At 53.6% G+C, this 25,663-nt stretch carries 19 protein-coding genes; 16 read left to right on the top strand and 3 right to left on the bottom strand.

The genetic code is table 11. The features are described from left to right. Positions 1–111: 111 nt before the first annotated feature. The gene (locus tag DOQ08_RS13775; protein ID WP_114335571.1) at positions 112–930 is read right to left on the bottom strand and encodes an SNARE domain-containing protein; all 819 of its coding nucleotides are present in this window, start codon (positions 928–930) and stop codon (positions 112–114) included. A 342-nt stretch (positions 931–1,272) separates the two neighbouring features. On the opposite strand from DOQ08_RS13775, the gene fadB reads away from it, so the two are divergent. The 3 genes from fadB to topA all read left to right on the top strand — a co-directional run bounded on the left by fadB (position 1,273) and on the right by topA (position 7,536). Then, on the top strand, positions 1,273–3,420 hold the full coding sequence (gene fadB / locus DOQ08_RS13770) for a fatty acid oxidation complex subunit alpha FadB (RefSeq protein ID WP_114335570.1): 2,148 nt from the start codon (positions 1,273–1,275) through the stop codon (positions 3,418–3,420). A gap of 33 nt (positions 3,421–3,453) precedes the next feature. After that, positions 3,454–4,629 (top strand): acetyl-CoA C-acyltransferase FadA, encoded by a 1,176-nt coding sequence (fadA, locus tag DOQ08_RS13765; RefSeq protein WP_114335569.1) that lies wholly within the window; start codon positions 3,454–3,456, stop codon positions 4,627–4,629. 264 nt (positions 4,630–4,893) lie between these two features. Continuing rightward, entirely contained in the window at positions 4,894–7,536 is a 2,643-nt protein-coding gene (topA, locus tag DOQ08_RS13760; protein ID WP_114335568.1) for a type I DNA topoisomerase, read from the top strand. 87 nt (positions 7,537–7,623) lie between these two features. Here the strand turns inward: topA and DOQ08_RS13755 are convergent, their stop codons facing one another. Both DOQ08_RS13755 and gltA read right to left on the bottom strand, forming a co-directional pair. Next, positions 7,624–8,496 (bottom strand): NAD(P)-dependent oxidoreductase, encoded by an 873-nt coding sequence (locus tag DOQ08_RS13755; RefSeq protein WP_114335567.1) that lies wholly within the window; start codon positions 8,494–8,496, stop codon positions 7,624–7,626. Positions 8,497–8,577: 81 nt separating this feature from the next. Further along, entirely contained in the window at positions 8,578–9,852 is a 1,275-nt protein-coding gene (gltA, locus tag DOQ08_RS13750; protein WP_114335566.1) for a citrate synthase, read from the bottom strand. Between the two features lie 476 nt (positions 9,853–10,328). Here gltA and sdhC point away from each other — a divergent pair, with 476 nt between their 5' ends. The 13 genes from sdhC (at position 10,329) to rluB (ending at position 25,656) form a co-directional block, all read left to right on the top strand. Further along, a complete protein-coding gene (sdhC, locus tag DOQ08_RS13745; protein ID WP_114335565.1) occupies positions 10,329–10,706 on the top strand; it encodes a succinate dehydrogenase, cytochrome b556 subunit in 378 nt (125 codons plus the stop codon). Next, positions 10,703–11,044 (top strand): succinate dehydrogenase, hydrophobic membrane anchor protein, encoded by a 342-nt coding sequence (sdhD, locus tag DOQ08_RS13740; protein WP_114335755.1) that lies wholly within the window; start codon positions 10,703–10,705, stop codon positions 11,042–11,044. The genes sdhC and sdhD overlap by 4 nt, the downstream gene beginning before the upstream one ends. Positions 11,045–11,047: 3 nt before the next feature. Continuing rightward, positions 11,048–12,820, top strand: coding sequence for a succinate dehydrogenase flavoprotein subunit (gene sdhA, locus DOQ08_RS13735; protein ID WP_114335564.1), 1,773 nt, complete (start codon positions 11,048–11,050; stop codon positions 12,818–12,820). A 15-nt stretch (positions 12,821–12,835) separates the two neighbouring features. Beyond that, on the top strand, positions 12,836–13,540 hold the full coding sequence (locus DOQ08_RS13730) for a succinate dehydrogenase iron-sulfur subunit (RefSeq protein ID WP_114335563.1): 705 nt from the start codon (positions 12,836–12,838) through the stop codon (positions 13,538–13,540). A 313-nt stretch (positions 13,541–13,853) separates the two neighbouring features. Continuing rightward, the gene (locus tag DOQ08_RS13725; protein WP_114335562.1) at positions 13,854–16,691 is read left to right on the top strand and encodes a 2-oxoglutarate dehydrogenase E1 component; all 2,838 of its coding nucleotides are present in this window, start codon (positions 13,854–13,856) and stop codon (positions 16,689–16,691) included. A 25-nt stretch (positions 16,692–16,716) separates the two neighbouring features. Next, positions 16,717–17,940, top strand: coding sequence for a 2-oxoglutarate dehydrogenase complex dihydrolipoyllysine-residue succinyltransferase (odhB, locus tag DOQ08_RS13720; RefSeq protein WP_114335561.1), 1,224 nt, complete (start codon positions 16,717–16,719; stop codon positions 17,938–17,940). A 35-nt stretch (positions 17,941–17,975) separates the two neighbouring features. Further along, positions 17,976–19,418, top strand: coding sequence for a dihydrolipoyl dehydrogenase (lpdA, locus tag DOQ08_RS13715; protein WP_114335560.1), 1,443 nt, complete (start codon positions 17,976–17,978; stop codon positions 19,416–19,418). A 197-nt stretch (positions 19,419–19,615) separates the two neighbouring features. Next, entirely contained in the window at positions 19,616–20,782 is a 1,167-nt protein-coding gene (sucC, locus tag DOQ08_RS13710) for an ADP-forming succinate--CoA ligase subunit beta (protein ID WP_114335559.1), read from the top strand. Next, the gene (gene sucD / locus DOQ08_RS13705) at positions 20,782–21,654 is read left to right on the top strand and encodes a succinate--CoA ligase subunit alpha (protein ID WP_114335558.1); all 873 of its coding nucleotides are present in this window, start codon (positions 20,782–20,784) and stop codon (positions 21,652–21,654) included. Before sucC ends, sucD begins: the two co-directional genes overlap by 1 nt. 195 nt (positions 21,655–21,849) lie before the next feature. After that, on the top strand, positions 21,850–23,064 hold the full coding sequence (locus DOQ08_RS13700; protein WP_206074873.1) for a tryptophan--tRNA ligase: 1,215 nt from the start codon (positions 21,850–21,852) through the stop codon (positions 23,062–23,064). Between the two features lie 38 nt (positions 23,065–23,102). Then, on the top strand, positions 23,103–23,930 hold the full coding sequence (locus tag DOQ08_RS13695; RefSeq protein WP_114335557.1) for a segregation and condensation protein A: 828 nt from the start codon (positions 23,103–23,105) through the stop codon (positions 23,928–23,930). Between the two features lie 16 nt (positions 23,931–23,946). After that, on the top strand, positions 23,947–24,609 hold the full coding sequence (scpB, locus tag DOQ08_RS13690) for an SMC-Scp complex subunit ScpB (protein WP_114335556.1): 663 nt from the start codon (positions 23,947–23,949) through the stop codon (positions 24,607–24,609). A 39-nt stretch (positions 24,610–24,648) separates the two neighbouring features. Then, positions 24,649–25,656, top strand: a complete 1,008-nt coding sequence (rluB, locus tag DOQ08_RS13685) for a 23S rRNA pseudouridine(2605) synthase RluB (protein WP_114335555.1) — start codon at positions 24,649–24,651, stop codon at positions 25,654–25,656. Positions 25,657–25,663: the final 7 nt, after the last annotated feature.

Genomic DNA, 25,663 nt, shown 5'->3' with positions numbered 1-25,663 from the left:
GCTCACTCCTTTGTGATTGATAAGGCATGAATCAAGCATAGTACCGTTGGTCACTGTATGGAAGGGGGTGGGTCAGGGCAGTTAAATGAAACGGCCCTGACGAAAGCTGGATCAGCTGCTGCTGTTCATCAGCTCAATGGCTGAGGTCAGGCCGGCGATGATGCCTTTCGAGTAGCGGTCGATAATAAACGACACGTTGTTGTCGTTGTAGTTGACGTAAGAGCTGCGAATAAACTGCCATTTTGAAGAAACGTCGCTCAGAATTTCTTTCAGTTCGCCAGTTGGCGAGCCGGAGTTCACATTTTTCAGGTATTGATCAAAGGCTTCGGCCTGTTCGTCCAGCGGGATTTCGGTGGTGGCACCTTGGAACGTTTGTGATACCGACGAGTGCGTACGAGCGGCGTAACGGGCCATCATCTGCGCCATAAGCACGGATGCTGATCGGGCGGATTCGACACGGTCATCTGCCTTTGCGCCGCTATTCTGTTGGGCGACACTGTACAGTTCGGTTGCCGTTGCGTTCATTGTCGACGCGGTGTCGGCCAGATCTGCCATCAAACGGAGGTCGGGATAGCCTCGGTCGCGAACTTCGTTGATGTTGCTGCGCATGAGATCTTTGTATTTATCAAAGGACTGGTTAAGTCCCTCGATTTGATCAGCGGAGAGTACGCCGCTGGTGCTGGCAATCACCGAATTCATTGCGTCATTTGCTTTGTTGATGGCAACAACAATTCGATTCAGGGTTTCAGTATCGCCGGTTGCGCTGAAACTGTAGAAAGCATCCACAGCGAAGTAGTTATTGATACGAAAATCATGAAGGTCGGCCAGAAATTCGCCGCCCGTTTCCTGGGCTCGAGCTCCGAACGTTGCCAATGTGAGAAAAAGGAAAGCCGAGATAACTGATGTAAAGCGCGTGCGAATGCCGGTCATCGGAATAAGTCTCCGTAATGCGGTTTTATTATTTTGGACTATTATCGTTCAGCGAAGTTAAAGTAACTCCGTCGGCTTATCAAGAAGTTTCCGGCGTTTACGGAGGGTTCCGTGAGCTAGTTCCGCTCCGCTCTCCGGTGAGTTTGTGGAGGCTTCCGAAAGAAACAAATTGACAAACGCTCCATTTTTTTTCATCGTGTCCCCTCACGATTCAAACAAGTGTATGAATTTTTGGATCGGAAAGATCGGGCAGTGACCGAAATCTCGCTGCACAAACAGCCGGTTAGACGCATAGCGTACGCTGGTTGTCAGCAGTTCCAAACACAGACTGGAGATCAGTTGATGATTTACGAAGGTAAAGCCATCACGGTTAAAGAGATCGACGGTGGGATCGCTCAGTTGGACTTTGACTTGCAAGGCGAGTCAGTCAATAAGTTCAACCGTCTCACCATCGAAGAGCTAGGCGCCGCAGCTGAAGCACTCAAATCCCAGAAGAACCTGAAGGGTCTGGTAGTAACCAGCTCTAAAGACAGCTTCATCGTTGGTGCAGACATCACCGAGTTTACCGAGTTGTTTGCGGGTTCTGAGGAAGAGCTAGTTGCCAACAACCTGAAGGCGAACGAAGTATTCAACGCAGTTGAAGACCTGCCGTTCCCGACCGTTACCGCTATCAACGGTATCGCACTGGGCGGCGGTTTCGAAATGTGTCTGGCTACGGACTACCGAGTTATGGCTCCCAAGGCCAAGGTAGGGCTGCCGGAAACCAAGCTGGGTATCTTCCCGGGCTTTGGTGGCACTGTGCGTTTGTCTCGTCTTGTGGGTGTAGACAACGCAGTTGAGTGGATTGCCGGCGGTGCTGAGAATCGTGCTGATGCCGCTCTGAAAGTTGGCGCTGTAGACGCTGTTGTAGCCCCTGACCAGTTGGTTGCCGCTGCCGTTGCCATTATCAATCAGTGCAACGAAGGCAAGCTGGACAACCTGGCTCGTCGCGAAGAGAAGAAAGGCAAGATCAAGCTGAACGCCATGGAAAGCATGATGGCGTTCGAGATCTCCAAGGCGTTTGTAGCAGGTAAAGCGGGCAAGAACTACCCGGCACCGGTTGAAGCGATCAAGACGATGCAGAAGCATGCGGGCATGACTCGTGACAAGGCTCTTGAGGTTGAAGCGAAAGGCTTCGCCAAGATGGCCAAGACGAACGTTGCCGCTTGTCTGGTAGGTCTGTTCCTGAACGATCAGGCGCTGAAGAAGAAAGCCAGCGCGTGGGAAAAAGAAGCCTCTGATGTGAAGCTGGCCGCTGTATTGGGTGCCGGTATCATGGGTGGTGGTGTTGCTTACCAGTCCGCACTGAAAGGCACGCCGATCATCATGAAGGACATCAACCAGGACGGCATCGCGCTGGGTCTGAAAGAAGCCAAGAAGCTTCTGTCCAAGCGTGTTGATAAAGGCCGTATGGATGCAGGCAAGATGGCCGACGTTCTGAACAGCATCACTCCGACCCTAAACTACGGTGATTTCAAGAACGTAGATCTGGTTGTTGAAGCTGTTGTTGAGAATGCGAAAGTTAAGGATGCGGTACTGCGTGAAACCGAAGAAGCGGTTCGTGAAGACGCTATCCTGACGTCTAACACCTCCACAATTTCCATCAACCTTCTGGCTAAAAACCTGAAGCGTCCGGAAAACTTCTGTGGCATGCACTTCTTCAACCCGGTACACATGATGCCGCTGGTTGAGGTTATCCGTGGCGAGAAGACCAGTGACCGCGCTATCGCGACCACTGTTGCTTACGCCAAGGCCATGGGCAAGACTCCGATCGTTGTTAACGATTGCCCGGGCTTCCTGGTTAACCGTGTATTGTTCCCATACTTTGGTGGCTTTGTAGGTCTGGTCCGTGACGGTGCCGACTTCCAGAAAGTCGACAAGGTTATGGAAAAGTTTGGTTGGCCGATGGGCCCTGCGTACCTGCTGGACGTTGTAGGCATGGACACTGGCAAGCACGCTGGTGAAGTCATGGCTGAAGGCTTCCCGGATCGCATGAAGCACGCTGAAACCACTGCTATTGACGTAATGTTTGAAAACAACCGTTACGGTCAGAAGAACGATGTTGGTTTCTACAAGTACGAGCTGGACCGCAAGGGCAAGCAGAAGAAGGTTGTAGACGAAGAAACCTACAAGCTGCTTGAGCCAGTAGTACAAGCCAAAAGCGACTTCAGCGACGAAGACATCATTGCTCGTATGATGATCCCTCTGTGTCTGGAAACTGTACGTTGCCTGGAAGATGGCATCGTAGAAGATCCGGCCGATGCGGATATGGGCCTCATCTTCGGCATCGGCTTCCCGCCGTTCCGTGGTGGTGCGCTGCGCTACATCGATGATATGGGTGTAGACAAGTTCGTTGAACTGGCAGACAAGTTTGCAGATCTGGGTCCTTTGTACCATCCGACCGAGAAGCTGCGTGAAATGGCCAAGACTGGCGAAAAATTCTTTGGCTAACCCTGAAAGAGATTTCCGAACGGAGAAAGATCAATGAGCCTTAATCCGAGAGACGTTGTCGTCGTCGATTGCGTACGGACTCCGATGGGTCGTGCCAAAAACGGTTGCTTCCGTAACGTACGTGCGGAAACCCTGTCGGCTACGCTGATCGACGCACTGTTCGAGCGCAACCCGAAGCTCGACCCGAAAGAAGTTGAAGATGTAATCTGGGGTTGTGTAAACCAGACAAAAGAGCAGGGCTTTAACGTGGCTCGGCAGATTTCTCTGCTGACCCGTATCCCGCACGAGTCTGCAGCACAAACTGTAAACCGTCTGTGTGGCTCCGCTATGAGCGCCATCCACACTGCGGCCCAGGCCATCATGACCGGTAACGGTGATGTATTCATGGTTGGTGGTGTTGAGCACATGGGTCACGTACCTATGACTGCTGGCTTCGACCACAACCCGGCTGCATCCAAGTATTCTGCTAAAGCGTCCAACATGATGGGCCTGACTGCAGAAATGCTGGCCAAGATGCACGGTATTACCCGTGAGCAGCAGGACGAATTCGGTGCGCGTTCTCACCGCTTGGCTCACGAAGCCACGCTTGAGGGCCGCTTCAAGAACGAAATCGTTCCTGTTCAAGGTCACGATGAAAACGGCTTTGTTAAGCTGATCGAAGAAGACGAAACTATTCGTCCGGAAACCACTGCGGAATCTTTGGGCCAGCTGAAGCCGGCTTTTGATCCGAAGAACGGTACCGTGACTGCAGGTACTTCTTCACAGCTGACTGACGGTGCCGCTGCCATGGTGCTGATGTCCGCAGAGCGTGCTGAAGCGCTTGGTCTGAAACCGATCGCCAAGATCCGCAGCATGGCAGTAGCCGGTTGTGATCCCGCGATCATGGGTTACGGCCCGGTTCCGGCTACCAAGAAGGCGCTGAAGCGTGCAGGCCTGAAAGTTGAAGATATCGACTTCTGGGAGCTGAACGAAGCGTTTGCTGGTCAGTCTCTGCCAGTACTGAAAGACCTGAAGCTTCTGGGTGTAATGGAAGAGAAGGTTAACCTGAACGGTGGCGCGATTGCTCTTGGGCATCCGCTGGGCTGCTCTGGTGCCCGTATCTCTACCACCCTGCTGAACGTTATGCAGGCCAAAGGCGGTAAGCTTGGTGTATCCACCATGTGTATCGGTTTGGGCCAGGGCATCGCGACGGTCTGGGAGCGTCTCTGATCGAGTAATCACGATCAGTAGCGCTTATTAAGGAGGCCCGGCTTATGCCGGGCCTTCCTGTTTGTGGTGCACTTTTTTGGTGCCAGAAATCAGAAAAAGACTGTTTCAAGTCAAAGAATGGGTTGTCTTGGCATTCTTGACCCTGTAAAACAGTGTGCCTATACATAATGGCAACCCTTACGTTTCCAGTTGCCTGATTTTTATGCGAGTTTGCGGTTTGTTCAGTTATTAACCGATTCGCCGCCAAGGATATAGATCTCCGATATGGGTAAAAGTCTCGTTATTGTCGAGTCTCCAGCGAAAGCGAAGACCATCAACAAGTATCTGGGCTCGGACTTCATTGTTAAGTCGAGCGTCGGCCACATTCGTGACCTGCCAGTCAGTGGTAGTGGTAGTCAGTCTGACCCGAAAGAGCGGGCTAAGCAGGCGGCTGCTACACGTAAGTTGAGTCCCGAGGAAAAGGTCGAGCACAAGAAGCGTAAAGCCAGGGAGCAGTTGGTTGCACGCATGGGTGTCGATCCTGATCGCGACTGGAGTGCGCGATACGAAGTCCTGCCGGGCAAAGAGAAGGTGGTGAGCGAGCTGAAACGTCTGGCGAAGAGTGCAGACCACATTTATCTCGCGACGGATTTGGATAGAGAGGGGGAGGCCATTGCCTGGCATCTCCAGGAAACCATCGGTGGTGAGCCCGAAAAATATCGGCGGGTCGTGTTTAACGAAATCACCAAGCGTGCCATTCAGGAAGCATTTGAAGATCCGGGTAATCTCGATACCGACCGTGTAAACGCGCAGCAGGCCCGCCGTTTTCTGGACCGGGTAGTCGGTTATATGGTTTCGCCGCTTCTTTGGAGCAAAATTGCCCGCGGTTTATCGGCGGGTCGTGTTCAGTCTGTTGCGGTTCGCCTGATTGTCGAGCGTGAACGCGAAATACGTAAGTTTGTTCCGGAAGAGTTTTGGCAGTTGCACGCAGATTTGAATCCGGAAGAAGCAAAGCAATCGGTAAGATTTGAAGTTACCCGTTACGCTGGCAAGCCTTATCGCCCGGTTAACGAAGCTCAGAGCAACGAACATGTGGCGCGCCTCAAAGAGGGTGGCTTCAAGGTTGCCAAACGGGAAGATAAGCCGACTCGATCTAAGCCGTCAGCGCCGTTCATTACCTCGACGCTGCAGCAAGCGGCCAGTAACCGGATGGGCTTCAGCGTTAAGAAGACGATGATGTTGGCGCAGCGTTTGTACGAGGCGGGTTACATCACCTACATGCGTACAGACTCCACCAATCTCAGTAAGGATGCGGTAGAGAGTTGCCGGGAATTTGTGCAAAAACAGTTCGGCGACCGTTATTTGCCGGACGCCCCGCGCCTGTATGGCAGCAAAGAGGGCGCTCAGGAGGCGCACGAGGCCATTCGCCCTTCTGAGGTGACTCGTAGGCCTTCCGATATTTCGGGCCTTGAGAAAGACGCTGAAAAGCTCTACGACTTGATCTGGCGTCAGTTCATTGCCTGTCAAATGGCTGATGCAGAATTCCTGAGTACCTCCATTCTGGTGGCTAATGGCGATTACGAGCTTCGTACCCGTGGGCGTATTGTTAAGTTTGAAGGTTTTTTGAAGGCGGCACCTCAATCCTCCAAGAAAGATGATGATGTGGCGTTGCCTGACATCAAGGTTGATGAGCCTCTCGATCTGAAAAAACTGGATCCAACTCAGCATTTCACCAAGCCATCGCCGCGCTACACCGAAGCGAGCTTGGTTAAAGAGTTGGAAAAGCAGGGCATTGGGCGCCCGTCCACCTATGCGTCGATCATTTCCACCATTCAGGATCGCGGTTATGTGCGGTTGCAAAACCGCCGTTTCTACGCCGAGAAAATGGGCGAGATTGTGACCGAACGGTTGGCGGAATCTTTCCCGAACTTGATGGACTATGATTTCACCGCGCGTCTGGAAGATGAGCTGGATCATATTGCCGACGGTGATGTGAACTGGAAGAAGGTGTTGAACGATTTCTACGCCAAGTTCCGAAAGCAGCTCGACAGCGCCAGTCAGTCGGACGGTGGGATGCGAGCCAATACGCCAACTGAAACCGACATACCGTGCCCGTCCTGCGGCCGGAATATGCAGATTCGGGTTGCGAGCACAGGTGTCTTCCTAGGGTGCTCAGGGTATGCGCTGCCGCCTAAGGAGCGTTGCAAGACCACGATCAATCTCGTGTCTGGTGATGAGGTTGTCAGTGCCGACGAAGATGTGGAAGGCGAAGGTGAAACCCGTCTTCTGAGAATGAAGCGTCGGTGTGGTCAGTGCGGTACGGCCATGGACAGTTATCTGGTTGACGAGGCCCGCAAGCTGCATGTGTGTGGTAATAATCCTGACTGCTCCGGCTATGAAGTGGAGCAGGGCACATTCCGGATCAAGGGTTACGACGGACCTACGCTTGAGTGCGATAAGTGTGGTTCCGAGATGCAGCTCAAGACCGGGCGCTTTGGTAAGTACTTTGGTTGCACGAGCGATGACTGCAAGAACACACGTAAGTTGTTGAAGAACGGAGAGCCTGCGCCACCCAAGATGGATCCGGTGCCGATGCCGGAGTTGCAGTGCCAGAAGGTTGACGATACCTATGTCCTGCGTGATGGGGCCTCAGGTCTCTTCCTGGCTGCAAGCAAGTTCCCGAAAAACCGGGAAACCCGGCCGCCTTTGGTCATGGAAATCAAACCGCATCGCAAGGAAATTGACCCGAAGCACGACTATTTGATGGATGCTCCGGAGAAAGACCCGGAAGGCAATCCAACCGTTATTCGTTACAGTCGGAAGACCAAAGAGCAGTACGTTATGACGGAAAAAGACGGCAAAGCGACGGGCTGGTCTGCCTGGTACGAGAACGGGCGTTGGGTGCCGAGGGATAAAAAGAAAAAATAGCTTTTGGCAGAGAGCCCTAAGGGAGGCGCCGGATATGAGGGCGCTTCCCTTGGGGGTTAGGCCGCTAGTGTTCTATCGTGGTCTAGCTTACGTCTTGCGTAGCCTTTGAATCAGTGAAGACGTGTCCCAGCGATTCCCGCCCATCTTCTGCACATCCCCGTAAAACTGATCCACTAAAGCGGTTACTGGCAAGGTTGCGCCGTTCCTGCTGGCTTCCTGCAAGCAAATGCCCAAATCCTTTCGCATCCAGTCCACGGCAAAGCCGTAATCAAATTTTCCTTCCGCCATGGTGGCTGAGCGGTTTTCCATCTGCCAGGACTGGGCGGCTCCTTTCGATATCACCTCCACTACCTTCAGGATGTCGAGGTTCGCTTGCTCGGCGAAGTGCAGTGCTTCCGAAAGGCCCTGGACCAGGCCGGCAATGGCAATTTGATTAACCATTTTGGTTTTCTGGCCGCTGCCGGAGGGGCCCATTAGGTTGAGTGCTCGGGCATAGTGGGACATGATCGGCGCCGCTTTATCATAAGCAGCCTGATCGCCGCCGCACATGATGGTCAGTTGCCCGTTTTCGGCGCCTTGTTGGCCCCCGGAGACCGGTGCGTCGATAAAACCTTGGCCGGCTTTTGAGGCGGCTGCGAAAAGATGCTCCGCAATGCCGGCTGAGGCGGTTGTGTGATCAACCAATGTCGCGGATTCGGGGGCGTTTTCAATAATGCCATCCGGGCCTTCGTACACAGCCAGAAGATCTTTGTCGGCGCCCACGCAAGTCATCACGAAATCGGCATTTTGGACGGCTTCCGAGATTGTCTGGCAGGCCTTCCCTGGGTATTCGGAGGCCCACTTTTCAGCTTTTTCAGCTGAACGATTCCATACTTGAACCGATATGCCGGCTTTGGCCAGATGACCGGCCATGGGGTAGCCCATAACGCCCAAACCAATAAATGCGGCTGTTGTTGTCATTGTGAACTCCTTTTTTCCTTATAAACACAAAGGCCGCTGAAATCAGCGGCCTTTGTGTATTTTTCAATATTATCCAAACAATTACTTGGCTGGGTAGTCGCGCTTCGGAGAGCCGGTGTACAGCTGGCGCGGACGGCCGATGCGATTGGCGCCGCTGACCATTTCGTTCCAGTGTGAGAACCAGCCAATCGTGCGGGACATTGCGAAGATAACGGTAAACATGGAGGTTGGAATACCGATAGCCTTCAGAATGATGCCGGAATAGAAGTCGACGTTCGGGTAAAGCTGACGCTTCACGAAGTATTCGTCTTCCAAGGCGATTTTTTCCAGACGCTGGGCGATCTTCAGCAGAGGATCGTTTTCCAGGCCGAGCTCGCTCAGTACTTCGTGAGCGGTCTGAGCCATAACCTTGGCGCGTGGATCGAAGTTCTTGTAAACCCGGTGGCCGAAGCCCATCAGGCGGAACGGGTCGTCTTTGTCCTTCGCTTTCGCGATGAACTTTTCGATGTTGGATTCATCACCGATTTCAGCCAGCATGTCCAGAACGGCTTCGTTCGCGCCGCCGTGTGCCGGGCCCCAAAGTGCTGCAATGCCAGAGGCGATACAAGCGTATGGGTTGGCGCCTGTGGAGCCGGCCAAGCGTACGGTGGAGGTAGAAGCGTTTTGCTCGTGATCTGCGTGCAGGATGAAGATCTTGTCCATCGCGTTCGCGAGAACCGGGTTCGGCTTGTACTCTTCGCACGGAGTGCCGAACATCATCTGCAGGAAGTTCTCTGCGTAGGACATGTCGTTGCGCGGGTACATGAACGGCTGGCCTACAGAGTACTTGTAGCACCAGGCTGCGATGGTTGGCATCTTCGCGATCAAGCGGTGGCCGGTGATCTCGCGTTGCTTGGGATCGCCAACATCCATTTGATCGTGGTAGAACGCAGACAAAGCTCCAACAACGCCACACATGATGGCCATCGGATGCGCGTCACGGCGGAAGCCGTTGAAGAAATTGCGCATCTGGTCGTGCAGCATGGTGTGGTTTTTGATGGTGTTGTGGAAGCGCTTGTTCTCTTCTTCGCTCGGCAATTCGCCATTCAGAAGGAGGTAGCACACTTCAAGGAAATCAGACTTTTCGGCAAGCTGGTCAATCGGGTAGCCCCGGTGAAGCAGTACGCCGTTAGCGCCATCGATATAAGTGATAGCGGATTCACAGGCTGCGGTAGAAACAAAGCCTGGATCGTATGTAAAAACGCCTTCCTGGACTAGCCCGCGTACGTCAATAACGTCAGGGCCGACGGTGCCGGAATAAATCGGAAGCTCAATGGACTTATCTCCCACCGAGAGCGTGGCTTTCCTGTCGGTCATGGTGCTCTCCTGTTCTATTAGGTTTAGCAGCTCTTTGCATTTATCGATGCGCGAGAAGGCGCGTATTATCGCAAAACTGGCGGCAAAATATAGGGTGTCAGCTTTTTTTGTCAATCTATTGGTGATGAAAACACGGATTTACATCGACAAAATTAGGCTCTGAAGGGCCAGATTCCGGTGCTTTGCGCTTCCTGAATTGTTTGTCAATAAGCTGAATGGGTGAAGCTACTGTGCGGCTGACAAGGCTTTCAGAGTGGTTGCAGGTTTGTAATTACCGAGGTGTCTCCTTATAATCCGTAGCCCGGAATCGGGGATGCGCCTGCCTGCAGGCTAGAGCATAGCAAGCTATCGGGTTGTCATCCGCCCTCCTGAACCAATCGGTTATCGGTTTCGTATCGATTCTCCGGTCCCAACATACTAACCATCCGCTGCCGGAATTTCGGTTTTGCGGAACCAAAAGAGAGTGTGAGAGCGCTGTGAATAGCAAACGACCAGTAAATCTCGATCTCGGCAAGTTCCATTTTCCGCTGCCAGCCATTACATCGATCCTGCATCGCATTAGCGGCATCATCATCTTTGTGGGTGTTGCTTTCCTGATGTACGGTTTGGATCTCTCCTTGTCCGGAGAAGATGGCTTCAATCGCGTTAATGAACTGCTGGACAGCTTCCTGGCAAAGCTGATTACCTGGGGCATCCTGTCTGCTCTGCTGTACCACCTCGTTGCGGGTATTAAGCACCTGCTGATGGACGCTGGTATCGGCGAAGAGCTTGAGAGCGGTCGCCTTGCCGCGAAAATCACGCTAGTGGTTTCCATTGTTCTGATTATTCTGGCAGGAGTCTGGGTATGGGCATGAACAGTGTAACGAATATCGGTCGTAACGGGATTCAGGATTGGATCATTCAGCGTGCAACAGCCTACGTGCTGGCGCTTTATACCCTGTTCCTGTTGGGTTTCTTTATCACGACTGACGTTGATTACCAGGCTTGGGCTGCGCTGTTCAATCAGGGTTGGTTCAAGATCTTTAGCCTGCTGGCGCTGCTGTCTATTGCCGGGCACGCGTGGGTTGGTTTGTGGACTGTTTCCACAGACTACATCCAGTCGGCACTTCCGCGCTTTTTGCTGCAGGCAGCCTGCATCATTGTGATGTTTGTGTATGTCGTGTGGGGCATTCAGATTCTTTGGGGGCTTTAATCGATGGCTAACATCAAAACCATGTCTTATGACGCGATTGTTATCGGTGGTGGTGGGGCTGGTATGCGAGCCGCTCTCCAGCTGACAGAGTCGGGCCTTAACACCGCGTGTATCACGAAAGTATTTCCTACCCGTTCGCACACTGTTTCCGCCCAGGGCGGTATTACCTGTGCGATCGCAAGTGCCGACCCCAACGATGATTGGCGCTGGCACATGTACGACACCGTCAAAGGTTCTGATTACATTGGCGACCAAGACGCAATCGAGTACATGTGTTCCGTAGGTCCTCAGGCGGTATTCGAGCTTGAGCACATGGGCCTGCCGTTCTCCCGTACTGAGCAGGGTCGTATTTACCAGCGTCCTTTCGGTGGTCAGTCCAAAGGTCCTGATAACCCGACTCAGGCTGCTCGTACCTGTGCCGCAGCTGACCGTACCGGTCATGCGCTTCTGCACACTCTTTACCAGGCGAACCTGAAAGGTGGCACCAGCTTCCTTAACGAATGGTACGCCGTAGATTTGGTCAAGAACGCCAAGAACGAAGTTGTTGGTGTTGTGGCTATCGAAATCGAAACCGGTGAAGTTGCCTACATCAAGTCCAAGGCAACGGTTCTGGCTACTGGTGGTGCTGGTCGTATTTATGCGTCCACAACCAACGCGCTGATCAACACCGGTGACGGTATTGGTATGGCCCTGCGTGCCGGTTTCCCGGTTCAGGACATGGAAATGTGGCAGTTCCACCCAACCGGTATCTACGGTGCTGGTACTCTGGTGACAGAGGGTTGCCGGGGTGAGGGCGGTTATCTGATCAACTCCGAAGGTGAGCGTTTCATGGAGCGTTATGCTCCGAACGCGAAAGACCTGGCGGGTCGTGACGTTGTTGCGCGCTCCATGGTTCTTGAAATTCTGGAAGGACGTGGTTGTGGCCCTGAGAAGGATCACGTACTGCTGAAGCTGGATCACCTGGGTGAAGAAACTCTGAACCTGCGTTTGCCGGGTATTTGTGAGCTGTCTCGTACCTTTGCTCACGTTGACCCTGTAAAAGAGCCGGTTCCGGTTGTTCCGACCTGTCACTACATGATGGGCGGTATCCCGACGAACGTTGGCGGCCAGGCTCTGTCTCAGGACGAAAACGGCAACGATCAGCCAATCCCGGGCCTGTTCGCTTGCGGTGAAGCGGCTTGTGTATCCGTACACGGTGCTAACCGTTTGGGCGGCAACTCGCTGCTTGACCTGGTTGTCTTTGGTCGTGCGGCTGGCCTGCACATTGAAGAGCAGATTCGTGGTGGCTTCGAAGTCGATAGCGCCAGCGATGAAGATATCAAGCGTGCGATGGCGCGTCTGGATCGTCTGAACAGTGCATCGGAAGGTGAAGATGTAGCTGCGGTTCGTAAAGACCTGCAGAACTGCATGCAGCTGTACTTCGGTGTGTTCCGTGACGGTAAGAGCATGGAAGAAGGTCTGAAGAAGCTTGAGGCAATCGGTGAGCGTGTTCGCAAGACTAAGCTGGCCGATACCAGTAAGGCGTTCAACACCGCGCGCATTGAGGCTCTTGAGCTCGATAACCTGTACGAAGTTGCGCTGGCTACGGCTATTTCCGCAAACGAGCGTAAAGAAAGTCGTGGAGCGCATGCCCGTAACGACTTTACCGAGCGTGACGACGAGAACTGGCTGAAGCATTCTATGTACTTCCCGCTCGAGAAGCGTGTGGGCAAGCGTGACGTCAACTTTGCGCCGAAGACTGTTCCGACCTTCGAGCCGAAAGTCCGGACCTACTAAGGGGAGATTCTGAATATGTTGGTAAGTCTGTATCGCTACAATCCAGAAGCTGATAACGCCCCTTACATGCAGGATGTCGAAGTTGAGATTCCTGCAGGCAAAGACCTTATGGTTCTGGACGTTCTGAACCTTGTGAAGGAAAAAGATCCTTCCATGAGTTACCGTCGTTCCTGCCGTGAAGGTGTGTGTGGTTCTGACGGCATGAACATGAACGGCAAGAACGGTTTGGCTTGTATCACGCCGGTTTCCGACGTGGTCAAGAACAACAAGCTGGTTCTGCGCCCTTTGCCTGGCCTGCCTGTTATTCGTGATCTGGTTGTCGACATGGGCCTTTTCTACAAGCAGTACGAAAAGGTTATGCCGTACTTGGTAAACGACAATCCGGCACCGGCCATTGAGCGCCTGCAGTCTCCGGAGGAGCGTGAAAAGCTGGACGGTTTGTACGAGTGTATTCTCTGTGCGTGCTGTTCCACTGCGTGTCCGTCGTTCTGGTGGAATCCGGACAAGTTCATCGGTCCATCAGGTCTGTTGCAGGCATACCGCTTCTTGGCGGACAGTCGCGACACGGCTCAGGCTGAGCGTTTGGCCGAACTGGATGATCCGTTCAGCGTATTCCGTTGCAGGGGTATCATGAACTGCGTCAGCGTTTGCCCGAAAGGTCTGAACCCGACCAAGGCAATCGGCCACATTCGGAATTTGTTGCTGCAAAGGGCTACCTGACCGGCAAATCACGAAGAAATAGCTATACTGGTTATCCGACGCCAGTTAGCACTCCTGAAGGCCTCGCTTATGCGGGGCCTTCAACCAAAGGCTTATAGTCAAAAGTCTTACCAGGATGCAAACTGACTCCGCTGCCTGGTTCCCGCTCTCTGGTTTCCTTGCAGTGTCGCTGAGTACAAAAAATCACAGGGGACGGAATCATCCGTAATGGTTGTGGTATCCGGTGTCATGCCGTAATAACCCGTATTGACTGGAAAATACCACTGGCCGACCATACCCGCTCCCCCGCACCAGCCAAGGTGAGCTATTCAAAATGCACGAAAGCATCATGGAGCAGTTATGGCAGACGTCCCACTTGCAGGGTGGGAATCTAGCCTATGTTGAACAGCTTTTTGAAACCTACCTGACAGATCCCAATGCTATTCCTGAAGAGTGGCGGAGCTACTTCGATAAGCTCCCGAGCGTCGATGGCAATCAAGGCCGTGACGTTATTCACTCGACGATCCGTGAACAGTTTGAACACATCTCGCGAAACCAGCGCTTTTTGGCCAGTGGCGGCGTTCCGGCCAGCGCCACATCCGATGCTGACAAAAAGCAGATCCGTGTTCTTCAGCTGATCAACGCATACCGTTTCCGCGGTCATCAGGAATCCAAGCTTGACCCACTGGGTGTCTGGCAGCGTGAACCTGTAGAAGATCTTGATCCGGCGTTTCATGAGTTGCATGAATCCGATCTGGATTTAGAGTTTCAGACCGGCTCGCTGAGCTTCGGTTCTGAGACAATGAAGCTTAGAGACATCGTTGACGGGCTTCGTCAAACCTATTGCCAAAGTATCGGCGCTGAATACATGCACGTGGTTGACACGCGCATCAAGCGTTGGTTCCAGCAGCGCATGGAGCCGGTACGTTCCCGTCCTCAGTACGAGGCTGAAACCCGCAAGCATCTTCTGGAGCGCCTGACGGCTGCTGAAGGCCTCGAGAAGTATTTGGGCTCCCGTTACCCGGGTGTTAAGCGTTTCGGCCTTGAAGGCGGTGAGAGCCTGATTCCTTGCCTTGACGAATTGATTCAGCGTGCCGGCTCGTACGGTGCCAAAGAAATCGTCTTGGGCATGGCGCACCGTGGCCGTTTGAACGTGTTGGTCAACACGCTCGGTAAGAACCCCAAAGAATTGTTCGACGAGTTCGAGGGCAAAAAGCTCGCGGATTCCGGTTCGGGTGACGTGAAATATCACCAGGGCTTCTCCTCAAACGTTATGACACCGGGTGGCGAAGTTCACTTGGCGATGGCGTTTAACCCGTCGCACCTGGAAATCGTTGCTCCGGTTGTCGTGGGCTCCGTTCGAGCTCGCCAGGATCGCCGTAATGACACAGACGGCACCAAAGTGTTGCCGATTGTGATGCACGGTGATGCGGCCTTCGCGGGCCAGGGCGTGGTGATGGAAACCTTCCAGATGTCCCAGACACGGGGCTTCGGAGTGGGTGGTACCATTCACATCGTGATTAACAACCAGGTTGGTTTCACCACGAGCAGGCAGGAAGATGCCCGTTCTACGGAATACTGTACTGACGTGGCCAAGATGGTCCAGGCACCTATTCTTCACGTTAACGCAGACGATCCCGAAGCGGTGATGTTCGCGACCCACCTGGCCGTTGATTACCGCAACGAGTTCAAGCGTGATGTCGTCATCGATCTGGTTTGCTACCGTCGTCGCGGCCACAACGAAGCGGACGAGCCTGCGGCTACTCAGCCGTTGATGTACGAAAAGATTCGTAAGCTGAAAACCACGCGAAACATCTACGCCGATCAGCTGATGCAGGACGGCATCCTCAGCGAGGATGAAGTCAAACAGATGGAGCTGGATTACCGGGATGCGCTCGACAATGGCGAGCACGTGGTCAAGTCGCTGGTTAAAGAGCCTAACAAAGACCTGTATGTGGACTGGACTCCCTATCTGGGGCACGAGTGGACGGCCAAGTGCAAAACCAGCGTAGCGGCCAAAACGATCAAGAAGTTGGGCGCCAAATTGACGCAGGTTCCGGAAGGTTTCAGCGTGCAGCGACAGGTGGCCAAGATTGTTAATGACCGCGAGAAAATGACAGCAGGCGCGTTGCCTCTGAACTGGGGCTACGGTGAGATGATGTCCTACGCGACACTGCTCAACGAAGGGCACCAGGTCCGCCTGACGGGTCAAGACGTTGGACGCGGTACTTTCTCCCACCGTCATGCCGTGCTCCATAACCAGAAAGATGGCTCTTCGCACATCTCGCTTCAGGCGTTGTCGGAAGACCAGCCGAGTTTCGATATCTATGACTCGCTGCTGTCTGAAGAAGCCGTTATGGCGTTCGAGTATGGCTACGCAACCACCCAGCCAGACGCATTGATTATTTGGGAAGCGCAGTTTGGTGACTTCGCCAACGGTGCTCAGGTGGTTATCGACCAATTCCTGACCAGTGGCGAGCACAAGTGGGGCCGTTTGTGTGGTCTGACACTCCTTCTGCCTCATGGTTATGAGGGGCAGGGGCCGGAACACAGTTCAGCCCGTTTGGAGCGTTTCCTTCAGTTGTCTGCTCAGCACAACATTCAGGTGTGTGTGCCGACAACGCCATCTCAGGTATTCCACATGCTGCGACGCCAGGTGAAGCGTCCGTTGCGGAAGCCGTTGATTGCGATCACGCCGAAGAGCCTGCTGCGCCACAAAGAAGCTATTTCAAGCTTGGACGATTTGACGTCTGGCACATTCCAGACCGTGTTGCCTGAAAAGGATCTGCCGGATCCGAAGAAGGTAACGCGCCTGATCATGTGCAGCGGTAAGGTGTATTACGATCTGCTGGATAAGAAGAAAGCAGATGAGCGTGATGATGTCGCGCTGGTTCGTATTGAACAGCTATACCCGTTCCCGGCTGACGACCTTGATGAAATTCTGGGTCAGTATCCTAAGCTGAAGACTGTGGTTTGGTGTCAAGAAGAACCAATGAACCAGGGTGCTTGGTACCCAAGTCAGCACCATATGCGTAATGCACTGCAACGTCTGAACCCAAAACTCTACCTTCAGTATGCCGGTCGTGAGCCTTCTGCTGCTCCTGCGTGTGGACATATGTCTGTACACATTGAAGAGCAGAAACAATTGGTTAACGACGCGTTCGAAATCTGACGAGCTACCGAGCTAAGGAATTGTAATGACAATAGAGATTAAAGCCCCAGTTTTCCCTGAGTCGGTTGCCGAAGGCACCGTCGCGACTTGGCACAAGCAGCCAGGCGAAGCCTGTTCACGTGACGAGCTGATTGTCGATATTGAAACCGACAAAGTTGTGCTCGAAGTGGTTGCGCCGGCTGATGGCGTCATTGAAGAGATCGTAAAAGCCGAAGGCGATACCTGCGAAAGCGGCGAAGTGATCGGTAAGTTTAAAGAAGGCGCGGCGGGTGAGTCCAAGCCGGCAGAAAGCAAGGCGGATAGCAGCAAGGACGAAGATAAGTCCGATGCGAGCGAAGATGCAACTGAATCCGGTGACGCGATCCTGAGCCCGGCAGCGCGTAAGTTGGCGGAAGAAAACGACGTTGATCCTGCAGCCGTCAAAGGCACTGGTAAAGACGGTCGTGTCACCAAGGAAGATGTTCAGAACTTCATCGAGAGCAAGAAATCTTCGGGTTCTGCAGTGGCTAAGCCTGCGGCGGCACCGGAAGTAAATGTTGCACCGGGTGAGCGTCCACAAAAGCGTGTGCCGATGACGCGTCTGCGTGCCAGCATCGCGAAGCGTCTGGTTGAAGCTCAGCAGACAGCTGCTATGTTGACCACGTTCAACGAAGTGAACATGGCACCGATCATGGAGCTGCGTAAGCAGTATCAGGAGAGCTTTGTTAAGCGTCACGACATCAAGCTTGGTTTCATGTCGTTCTTTGCCAAAGCTGCAACCGAAGCACTCAAGCGCTTCCCGGCTGTTAACGCATCCATCGACGGCAACGACATGGTTTACCACGGCTACCAGGACATCGGTGTTGCTGTCTCTACCGAGCGTGGCCTGGTTGTGCCGGTTATCCGTGACGTTGACGCACTGGGTCTGGCCGATATCGAGAAGAAGATCGTTGAATACGGTACCAAGGCTAAGGGCGGCAAGCTGGGTATTGAAGACATGACCGGTGGTACCTTTACCATTACCAACGGTGGTATTTTCGGATCGTTGATTTCTACGCCGATCCTGAACCCGCCACAGACAGCGATTCTGGGTATGCACAAGATCCAGGAGCGCCCAATGGCGGTGAACGGCAAGGTTGAGATCCTGCCCATGATGTACCTGGCACTGTCATACGATCACCGTATGATCGACGGCAAAGACGCTGTTCAGTTCCTGGTAGCCATCAAGGAAATGCTTGAAGACCCGGCGCGTATCCTGCTGGACGTGTAAGCTGATACTCAACGAATCTGAGAACAGGAAAAATTATGTCCGATAAGTACGATGTGATTGTCATTGGTGCCGGCCCCGGCGGCTACGTGGCGGCTATCAAGGCTGCTCAGCTGGGTCTGAAAACGGCGTGTGTTGAATCCTGGACTGCCGAAGACGGCAAAAGCCAGGTTCTGGGCGGAACCTGCTTGAACGTAGGTTGTATCCCTTCTAAAGCGCTGCTGGAAGTGACTCACAAGTTTGAGGAAGCCAGCCACGATTACGAGTCCATGGGTATTTTGGCTAAGAGCGTCGATATCGATGTCGCCAAAATGATGGAGCGTAAGGCGGGTATTGTTAAGCAGCTGACCGGTGGCATCGCAGGCTTGTTCAAGGCTAATGGCGTAACGTCGATTCACGGTCACGGCAAATTGCTTAATGGTCGTAAGGTAGAAGTTACCGATAAAGACGGGAAGACCAAGACCTACGAAGCCGAGAACGTCATCTTGGCGAGTGGTTCTAAGCCGGTAGAGATTCCACCTGCACCGTTTGACGGTGAATACATCGTGGATTCCGAAGGTGCGCTTGAGTTCACCGAAGTTCCTAAGCGCTTGGGCGTAATTGGCGCGGGTGTTATCGGGCTTGAGCTGGGTAGCGTATGGGCTCGCTTGGGCGCAGAAGTCACCATTCTCGAAGCGCAAGATAGCTTCCTGCCTGTGGTTGATCAGCAGATTGCCAAAGACGCTCTGAAGCAGTTCAAAAAGCAAGGCCTGAACATCATCACTGGTGCTCGTATGACCGGTGCTGAAGTGAAGCGCAAGCTGGTAAACGTGAGCTACGAAGATTCCAAAGGTAAACAGGAGGCGAAGTTCGACAAGCTGATCGTAGCCGTTGGCCGTCGTCCTTATACCGACGGGTTGTTGGCAGAAGACTCTGGTGTGAACCTTGACGAGCGCGGATTCATTTTCGTCGATGACAAGTGTAAAACCGAAGCTCCGGGTGTATGGGCCGTTGGCGACATTGTTCGTGGTCCAATGCTGGCGCACAAGGCTTCTGAAGAAGGTGTTATGGTTGCCGAGCGTATCGCTGGCCATAAGCCTCAAGTCAATTACGATTGCATCCCCAACGTTATTTACACGGCCCCGGAAGTCGCTTGGGTTGGTAAAACGGAAGAGCAGCTGAAAGCCGAAGGCGAAGACTACAATGTCGGCACTTTCCCGTTTGCAGCGAACGGTCGCGCTATGGCAGCTAACGCTACTGGCGGCATGGTGAAGATCATTGCCGATGCGAAGACCGATCGAATTCTTGGCTTCCACGTGGTCGGGCCTCAGGCATCAGAAATCGTTGCTCAGGGCGTGATCGCCATGGAGTTCGGTTCTACTGCTGAAGATCTGGCTTTGACGTGCTTTGCGCACCCGACTCTGTCCGAGTCTGTGCATGAAGCGGCTCTGGCCGTTGCGGGCGGAGCGATTCACGTCGCCAACCGTCGCAAAAAGAAGTAACGCAGACCAGAAGCGAAGGGGCGCCCGGAAGAGCGCCCCTTCGCTATAACAACAACCGATTTCTGGTTGCGGACATGGTGAGCTGAGGTGATCCCCTGCTCATCAAACCGAATTCGCGTTTAAGACTTCCCAATTTGGGGAGCGGCGGGTTCTTCTCCGTACGTGGTTATCCTCCATCAAATAGCGGGACATTAACTATGAATTTGCATGAATATCAGGGCAAGCAGCTATTCGCTGAATATGGCCTGCCTGTCTCACAAGGCATCGCCTGTGATACCCCAGAAGAAGCAGTTGCAGCGGCCGAAAAAATTGGCGGCAACAGCTGGGTTGTCAAAGCACAGGTTCACGCTGGTGGCCGTGGTAAGGCTGGCGGTGTAAAGCTGGTTAAGAGCACAGACGAAATCCGTGCGTTTGCCGAGCAGTGGTTGGGCAAGAATCTGGTCACTTTCCAGACCGACGAAAACGGTCAGCCAGTAAGCAAGATTCTTGTTGAGTCATTGACCGACATCGACCAGGAACTCTACCTGGGTGCGGTTGTAGACCGTGGTACTCGCCGTATCGTATTCATGGCGTCCACTGAAGGTGGTGTTGAGATCGAAACGGTTGCTGAAGAGACACCGGAAAAGATTCTGCGCGCTGAGATCGATCCGCTGGTTGGCCCTCAGCCATACCAGGGTCGTGACCTGGCATTCCAGTTGGGTCTTGAAGGTAAGCAGATTGGTCAGTTCACCAAAATCTTCATGGGGCTGGCAAAGCTGTTCGAAGACTACGACCTGGCACTGATGGAAATTAACCCGCTGGTTATTACTCCGGCCGGTGATCTGCACTGCCTGGACGCCAAGATTGGTGCCGATGGCAACGCGTTGTACCGTCAGAAGAAGCTGCAGGAAATGCGCGATCCTTCTCAGGAAGACGCCCGCGAAGCGGAAGCCGCTGCTTGGGAACTGAACTACGTTGCGCTTGAAGGCAACATCGGTTGCATGGTTAACGGCGCAGGCCTGGCCATGGGTACCATGGATATCATCAAGCTGTCTGGCGGTAAGCCGGCCAACTTCCTGGACGTTGGTGGCGGTGCGACCAAAGAGCGTGTTTCTGAAGCGTTCAAGATCATCCTGTCTGACGACGCTGTACAGGCCGTTCTGGTTAACATCTTCGGTGGTATCGTTCGTTGCGACATGATTGCCGAAGGCATCATCGGTGCAGTGAAAGAAGTGGGCGTTAAAGTTCCCGTGGTTGTTCGCCTTGAAGGTAACAACGCCGAGCTGGGTTCCAAAGTTCTGGCTGACAGTGGCTTGAACATCATCGCCGCTAGCAGCCTTGCTGATGCTGCAGAGCAAGTCGTTAAAGCCGCAGGGGGTAAATAATGAGCATCCTGATTAATAAAGACACCAAGGTTATCTGCCAGGGCTTTACCGGCGCACAGGGTACTTTCCACTCTGAGCAGGCTATCGAATACGGCACCAAAATGGTTGGTGGCGTAAGCCCGGGGAAGGGCGGCACTACTCACCTGGGTCTGCCGGTATTCAACACCGTACGTGAAGCGGTAGAACAGACCGGTGCTCAGGCTACCGTGATCTACGTACCAGCTCCGTTCTGTAAAGATGCCATCATCGAAGCGGCAGACGCCGGCCTCGAGCTGATCGTGTGCATCACCGAAGGTATCCCGACCATCGATATGCTATACGCCAAAGAATACGTTGATCGTAAAGGCGTTCGCATGATCGGGCCTAACTGCCCAGGCGTTATCACACCGGGCGAAAGCAAGATCGGCATCATGCCGGGCCACATTCACAAGCCTGGTAAAGTCGGTATCGTATCTCGCTCTGGCACCCTAACTTACGAAGCGGTCAAGCAGACCACAGACTTCGGCTACGGCCAGTCTACTTGCGTAGGCATCGGTGGTGACCCGATTCCGGGTTCTAACTTCATCGACATTCTCAAGCTGCTGCAGGAAGATCCGCAGACCGAGGCTATCGTGATGATCGGTGAAATCGGTGGTACTGCCGAAGAAGAAGCGGCAGCCTTCATCAAAGACAACGTCACTAAGCCTGTTGTTTCCTACATTGCCGGCGTAACTGCGCCTCCAGGCAAGCGTATGGGCCACGCAGGTGCCATCATTTCAGGTGGTAAGGGCACCGCGGATGAGAAATTCGCAGCTCTGAACGACGCCGGTGTTAAAACCGTGCGCAGCCTTGCTGAAATCGGCAAAGCTCTGCAGGAAGTAACTGGCTGGTAAGCCTTTTTACGACCTGTGAAAAACCCCCGGATTCGAAAGAATGCCGGGGGTTTTTCATTTGAGGGAGATTGTTTTAAGCCTGTTTGTTTAACGCAGGCGGGTGTTAAGACTATAATGCCCGGTCAGCCTGATGACTAACCCCGTGACCTCACGCTCATTCAGGCGCTCTATAAATAGAAAGAAGGAGTTTGTGCTTTGAGTTCCGTCGATTCCCAGCAAAGAATTTTGTCCGGCATGCGTCCGACCGGCAAGCTTCACCTCGGCCACTACCACGGTGTGCTGAAAAACTGGGTTAAGCTCCAGCACGAATTCGAGTGCTTCTTCTTCGTTGCCGATTGGCATGCGTTAACCACGCAATACGACGATCCGTCCGGTATTGAACAGAGTGTTTGGGACATGGTTGTGGATTGGTTGGCCGCTGGTGTAAACCCGGGCTCGTCCACGATGTTCATCCAGTCTCAGGTTCCGGAACACGCAGAGCTGCATTTGCTGCTTTCCATGATTACCCCGCTGGGCTGGCTCGAACGAATTCCGACCTATAAAGACCAGCAGGAAAAGTTGCGTGAAAAAGACCTCGCGACCTACGGTTTCCTAGGTTACCCGTTGCTTCAAAGTGCCGATATTTTGCTGTATCGCGCTGGCAAGGTTCCGGTCGGTGCCGATCAGGTTTCACACGTGGAAATCACCCGCGAGATCGCTCGTCGCTTCAATCACATCTATGGTCGAGAGCCCGGGTTTGAAGACCTCGCTGAAGCGGCCATCGTGAAAATGGGTAAGAAAAACGCCAAATTGTACCGCTCACTGAAAAAACGTTATCAGGAAGAGGGCAGCACCGAGGCGCTGGAAATCGCGCGTGCTTTACTGAAAGAGCAGCAGAATATTTCGCTGGGTGACCGTGAGCGCCTGTACGGTTACATCGAAGGCGGCGGCAAAGTGATCCTGCCGGAGCCGCAGCCGTTGTTAACTCCGGAATCTAAAATGCCAGGACTGGACGGCCAGAAGATGTCCAAGTCCTACAATAACTACATTGGGCTGCGAGAAGATCGGGATAGCGTTGCCCAGAAAGTCCGCACCATGCAGACCGACCCGCAACGTGTACGCCGAACTGACCCGGGCGAACCAGAGAAATGCCCGGTTTGGGGAATGCACAAAGTTTACTCTGACGAGGCAACCTGTGCCTGGGTTCAGGACGGCTGTCGCAGTGCTGGCATTGGCTGCCTGGAATGTAAGACGCCTCTGATTGAAGCCATCGTGGAAGAGCAGAAGCCCCTGCACGAAAGAGCCAAAGAATACGAAGACAACCCGGATTTGGTGTACTCCATCCTGCAGGAAGGACGAGAGCACGCAAGGGATGCGGCAAGGGATACCCTTGAAGAAGTTCGGGAAGCGATGGGGCTTGGTTATCGCTAAGTCGGGCGCGGCTAATCATTGAGACAGGCCACGGTGGTATGACGGACGAGATCAAAGAGCCAGTCGACGCTTCATCCAGTGAGATGGAGCAGGTGCCCCTCGCCTTGGTGTCGGGCAAACCTATAGTCGATGTTCCGAAAGATCTCTACATACCGCCTGATGCCTTGGCAGTGTTTCTTGAGGCCTTCGAAGGGCCTCTGGATTTATTGCTGTACCTGATCCGGCGCCAGAACATGAATATTCTGGATATCGACGTCAGCGAAATCACCCGACAGTACATGGAGTACATCGGGGCGGTTGAGTCGATGCGCTTCGAGCTGGCGGCAGAATACCTCGTTATGGCCGCCACGCTCGCCGAGATTAAGTCCCGAATGCTGTTGCCACGTCAGGAAAGTGACGATGACGACGAGCTGGACCCCAGGGCCGAGCTTATCAGGCGGTTACAGCAATATGAGCGCTTCAAAAAGGCCGCTGAAGACATCGATCAGATGCCGCGCGTGGAGCGTGACACCTTTATCGGTTCGGCCGCTTTGCCTAAATTGCCTTCGAGCCAGCCGCATCCCGATGTGGATATGCGAGAGCTGATTCTGGCGCTTCAGGGGGTTCTGAAGCGTGCAGATTTGTTCACTAGCCACCACGTTGAGAAAGAGCGGTTGTCTACCCGAGAACGTATGTCCCATATCCTTTCGATGCTTCAGGGCGACCGATTTGTTACGTTCGAAAGTTTGTTTTCGGTTGAAGAAGGGCGCCTCGGTGTTGTGGTGAGTTTTCTGGCGACGCTTGAATTGGTGAAAGAACAATTGATCGAGCTGGTGCAAGCCGAGGTGCTCGGGCCGATTCATGTCAGAGCCCGAGCCGTTAGTTGAAGGGTAAGCAACGACCATGAACGAAGACGAAAAAGTCAGAATTCAGGCAATCGTAGAGGCGGCGTTGTTGGCGTCAGGCAAGCCGCTCTCGATTGAACAACTTCGAGATCTGTTTCTCGAAAGTGAACGGCCAACGCGGCACGCGATGGAGCAGGCCGTGGTGCAGCTGGAAACCGATTGCGAAGGCCGGGGGTTTGAGCTAAAGCAAGTTGCCAGCGGCTACCGATTGCAGGTCAGGGCAGAATTTGCGCCTTGGGTTGGCAGGCTGTTTGAAGAGAAACCACAGCGTTACTCTCGGGCGCTGCTGGAGACACTGGCGTTGATTGCTTACCGGCAACCGATCACTCGTGGCGAGATTGAAGAAATTCGAGGTGTTACGGTAAGCAGCAATATCATTCGAACCTTGCTTGAGCGAGAGTGGGTTCGTGTTGTGGGGCATCGCGATGTGCCGGGTAGGCCGGCCATGTATGCCACCACCAAACAGTTTCTAGATTATTTCAATCTTACCGGTCTCGACGAGTTGCCCGCTTTGTCAGAAGTGCGGGATTTGGAAGAAATCGGCCGTGAAATTGAAAAGAATATGCAGGGCGAGACCGAGCTTGAAATCCCCTCGAAAGAAAGTGAGGTGGTCGATGAGCACAATTCAGGCGAACCGCCCTCAGAACAGACAATTCACTGACACCGTGACGGTGTCAGATATTTATTAAGGAAAGAATACATGGCGGCACCTAGCCCCGGAAAACCACGTGCAGGCAAGAGAGCCGCAGCGGGTGATAAATCATTGACCGAAGGCCCCGAGCGCATTCAGAAGCTTTTGGCCCGTGCTGGAGTCGGTTCACGCCGGGAAATTGAAGGTTGGATGGACACAGGCCGCTTGTTGGTTAACGGCCAGCCAGCGGTGCCCGGCCAGAAGGCGACGATAGAAGACACCTTCGAGCTGGACGGAAAAAAACTGGATGTTTCTTCAGCCGGCCAGGTTGTTCGCCGGGTTCTGATTTACAACAAGCCAGAAGGTGAAGTAACCACCCGAAAAGATCCGGAAGGCCGGCCTACGGTCTTTGACCGTTTGCCGCGTTTAAAAGATCAGCGCTGGATCTCGATCGGGCGTTTGGATTTGAACACCACCGGTTTGGTGTTGTTCACCACCGATGGTGAGTTGGCAAACCGGTTGATGCATCCTTCTCGCCAGATCGACCGGGAATACGCGGTGCGGGTCTTTGGTGAAGTGGATGAAGCCATGATCCAGCGTTTGCTGGATGGTGTATTGCTGGAAGATGGCATGGCCCAATTCTCCGATATTTCGGAAGCCGGCGGCAGCGGCATGAACAAATGGTTCCATGTCACTTTGCTCGAGGGGCGTAACCGCGAAGTGCGTCGTCTTTGGGAATCCCAAGGTGTCCGTGTGAGCAGGCTGAAGCGGGTTCGCTATGGCCCCATCTTCTTGCCGAGCCGTTTGTCCTTGGGTAAGTGGGAAGAGTTGGATCAGAAAGCGGTCGATTTACTCAGCCGGACTGTGGAATTGCAATCGGTTCCGGTGCCCCAGAAAACGCCGGGTGAGCAGGCTGAGCATGACCGAAAAATGCGCAAGAGCCCCGGTCGATCCGTGCAAAAATCCAAGCGTGGCAGTTGGCAGGTTAGCGACGCAGGCCAGCCAAAAGCCAAGCGGGACACGAAAAAGAAAACCGCTGGGGCCTCACGTCCAGCGCGAAACAACCGGGGTAACTAACCCTGGC

It is taken from the genome of Marinobacter litoralis (assembly GCF_003336705.1).
GTDB classification, from domain to species: domain Bacteria; phylum Pseudomonadota; class Gammaproteobacteria; order Pseudomonadales; family Oleiphilaceae; genus Marinobacter; species Marinobacter litoralis.
The sequence above is the reverse complement of the archived record's forward strand: the minus strand, read 5'-3'. Positions and strand labels throughout refer to the sequence as shown.

What these genes read in the sequence shown, in the direction of transcription:
- DOQ08_RS13775 (WP_114335571.1), bottom strand. Translation starts at nt 930, where the DNA reads ATGACCGGCATTCGCACGCGCTTTACATCAGTTATCTCGGCTTTCCTT.
- fadB (WP_114335570.1), top strand. Translation starts at nt 1,273, where the DNA reads ATGATTTACGAAGGTAAAGCCATCACGGTTAAAGAGATCGACGGTGGG.
- fadA (WP_114335569.1), top strand. Translation starts at nt 3,454, where the DNA reads ATGAGCCTTAATCCGAGAGACGTTGTCGTCGTCGATTGCGTACGGACT.
- topA (WP_114335568.1), top strand. Translation starts at nt 4,894, where the DNA reads ATGGGTAAAAGTCTCGTTATTGTCGAGTCTCCAGCGAAAGCGAAGACC.
- DOQ08_RS13755 (WP_114335567.1), bottom strand. Translation starts at nt 8,496, where the DNA reads ATGACAACAACAGCCGCATTTATTGGTTTGGGCGTTATGGGCTACCCC.
- gltA (WP_114335566.1), bottom strand. Translation starts at nt 9,852, where the DNA reads ATGACCGACAGGAAAGCCACGCTCTCGGTGGGAGATAAGTCCATTGAG.
- sdhD (WP_114335755.1), top strand. Translation starts at nt 10,703, where the DNA reads ATGAACAGTGTAACGAATATCGGTCGTAACGGGATTCAGGATTGGATC.
- sdhA (WP_114335564.1), top strand. Translation starts at nt 11,048, where the DNA reads ATGGCTAACATCAAAACCATGTCTTATGACGCGATTGTTATCGGTGGT.
- DOQ08_RS13730 (WP_114335563.1), top strand. Translation starts at nt 12,836, where the DNA reads ATGTTGGTAAGTCTGTATCGCTACAATCCAGAAGCTGATAACGCCCCT.
- DOQ08_RS13725 (WP_114335562.1), top strand. Translation starts at nt 13,854, where the DNA reads ATGCACGAAAGCATCATGGAGCAGTTATGGCAGACGTCCCACTTGCAG.
- odhB (WP_114335561.1), top strand. Translation starts at nt 16,717, where the DNA reads ATGACAATAGAGATTAAAGCCCCAGTTTTCCCTGAGTCGGTTGCCGAA.
- lpdA (WP_114335560.1), top strand. Translation starts at nt 17,976, where the DNA reads ATGTCCGATAAGTACGATGTGATTGTCATTGGTGCCGGCCCCGGCGGC.
- sucC (WP_114335559.1), top strand. Translation starts at nt 19,616, where the DNA reads ATGAATTTGCATGAATATCAGGGCAAGCAGCTATTCGCTGAATATGGC.
- sucD (WP_114335558.1), top strand. Translation starts at nt 20,782, where the DNA reads ATGAGCATCCTGATTAATAAAGACACCAAGGTTATCTGCCAGGGCTTT.
- DOQ08_RS13695 (WP_114335557.1), top strand. Translation starts at nt 23,103, where the DNA reads ATGACGGACGAGATCAAAGAGCCAGTCGACGCTTCATCCAGTGAGATG.
- scpB (WP_114335556.1), top strand. Translation starts at nt 23,947, where the DNA reads ATGAACGAAGACGAAAAAGTCAGAATTCAGGCAATCGTAGAGGCGGCG.
- rluB (WP_114335555.1), top strand. Translation starts at nt 24,649, where the DNA reads ATGGCGGCACCTAGCCCCGGAAAACCACGTGCAGGCAAGAGAGCCGCA.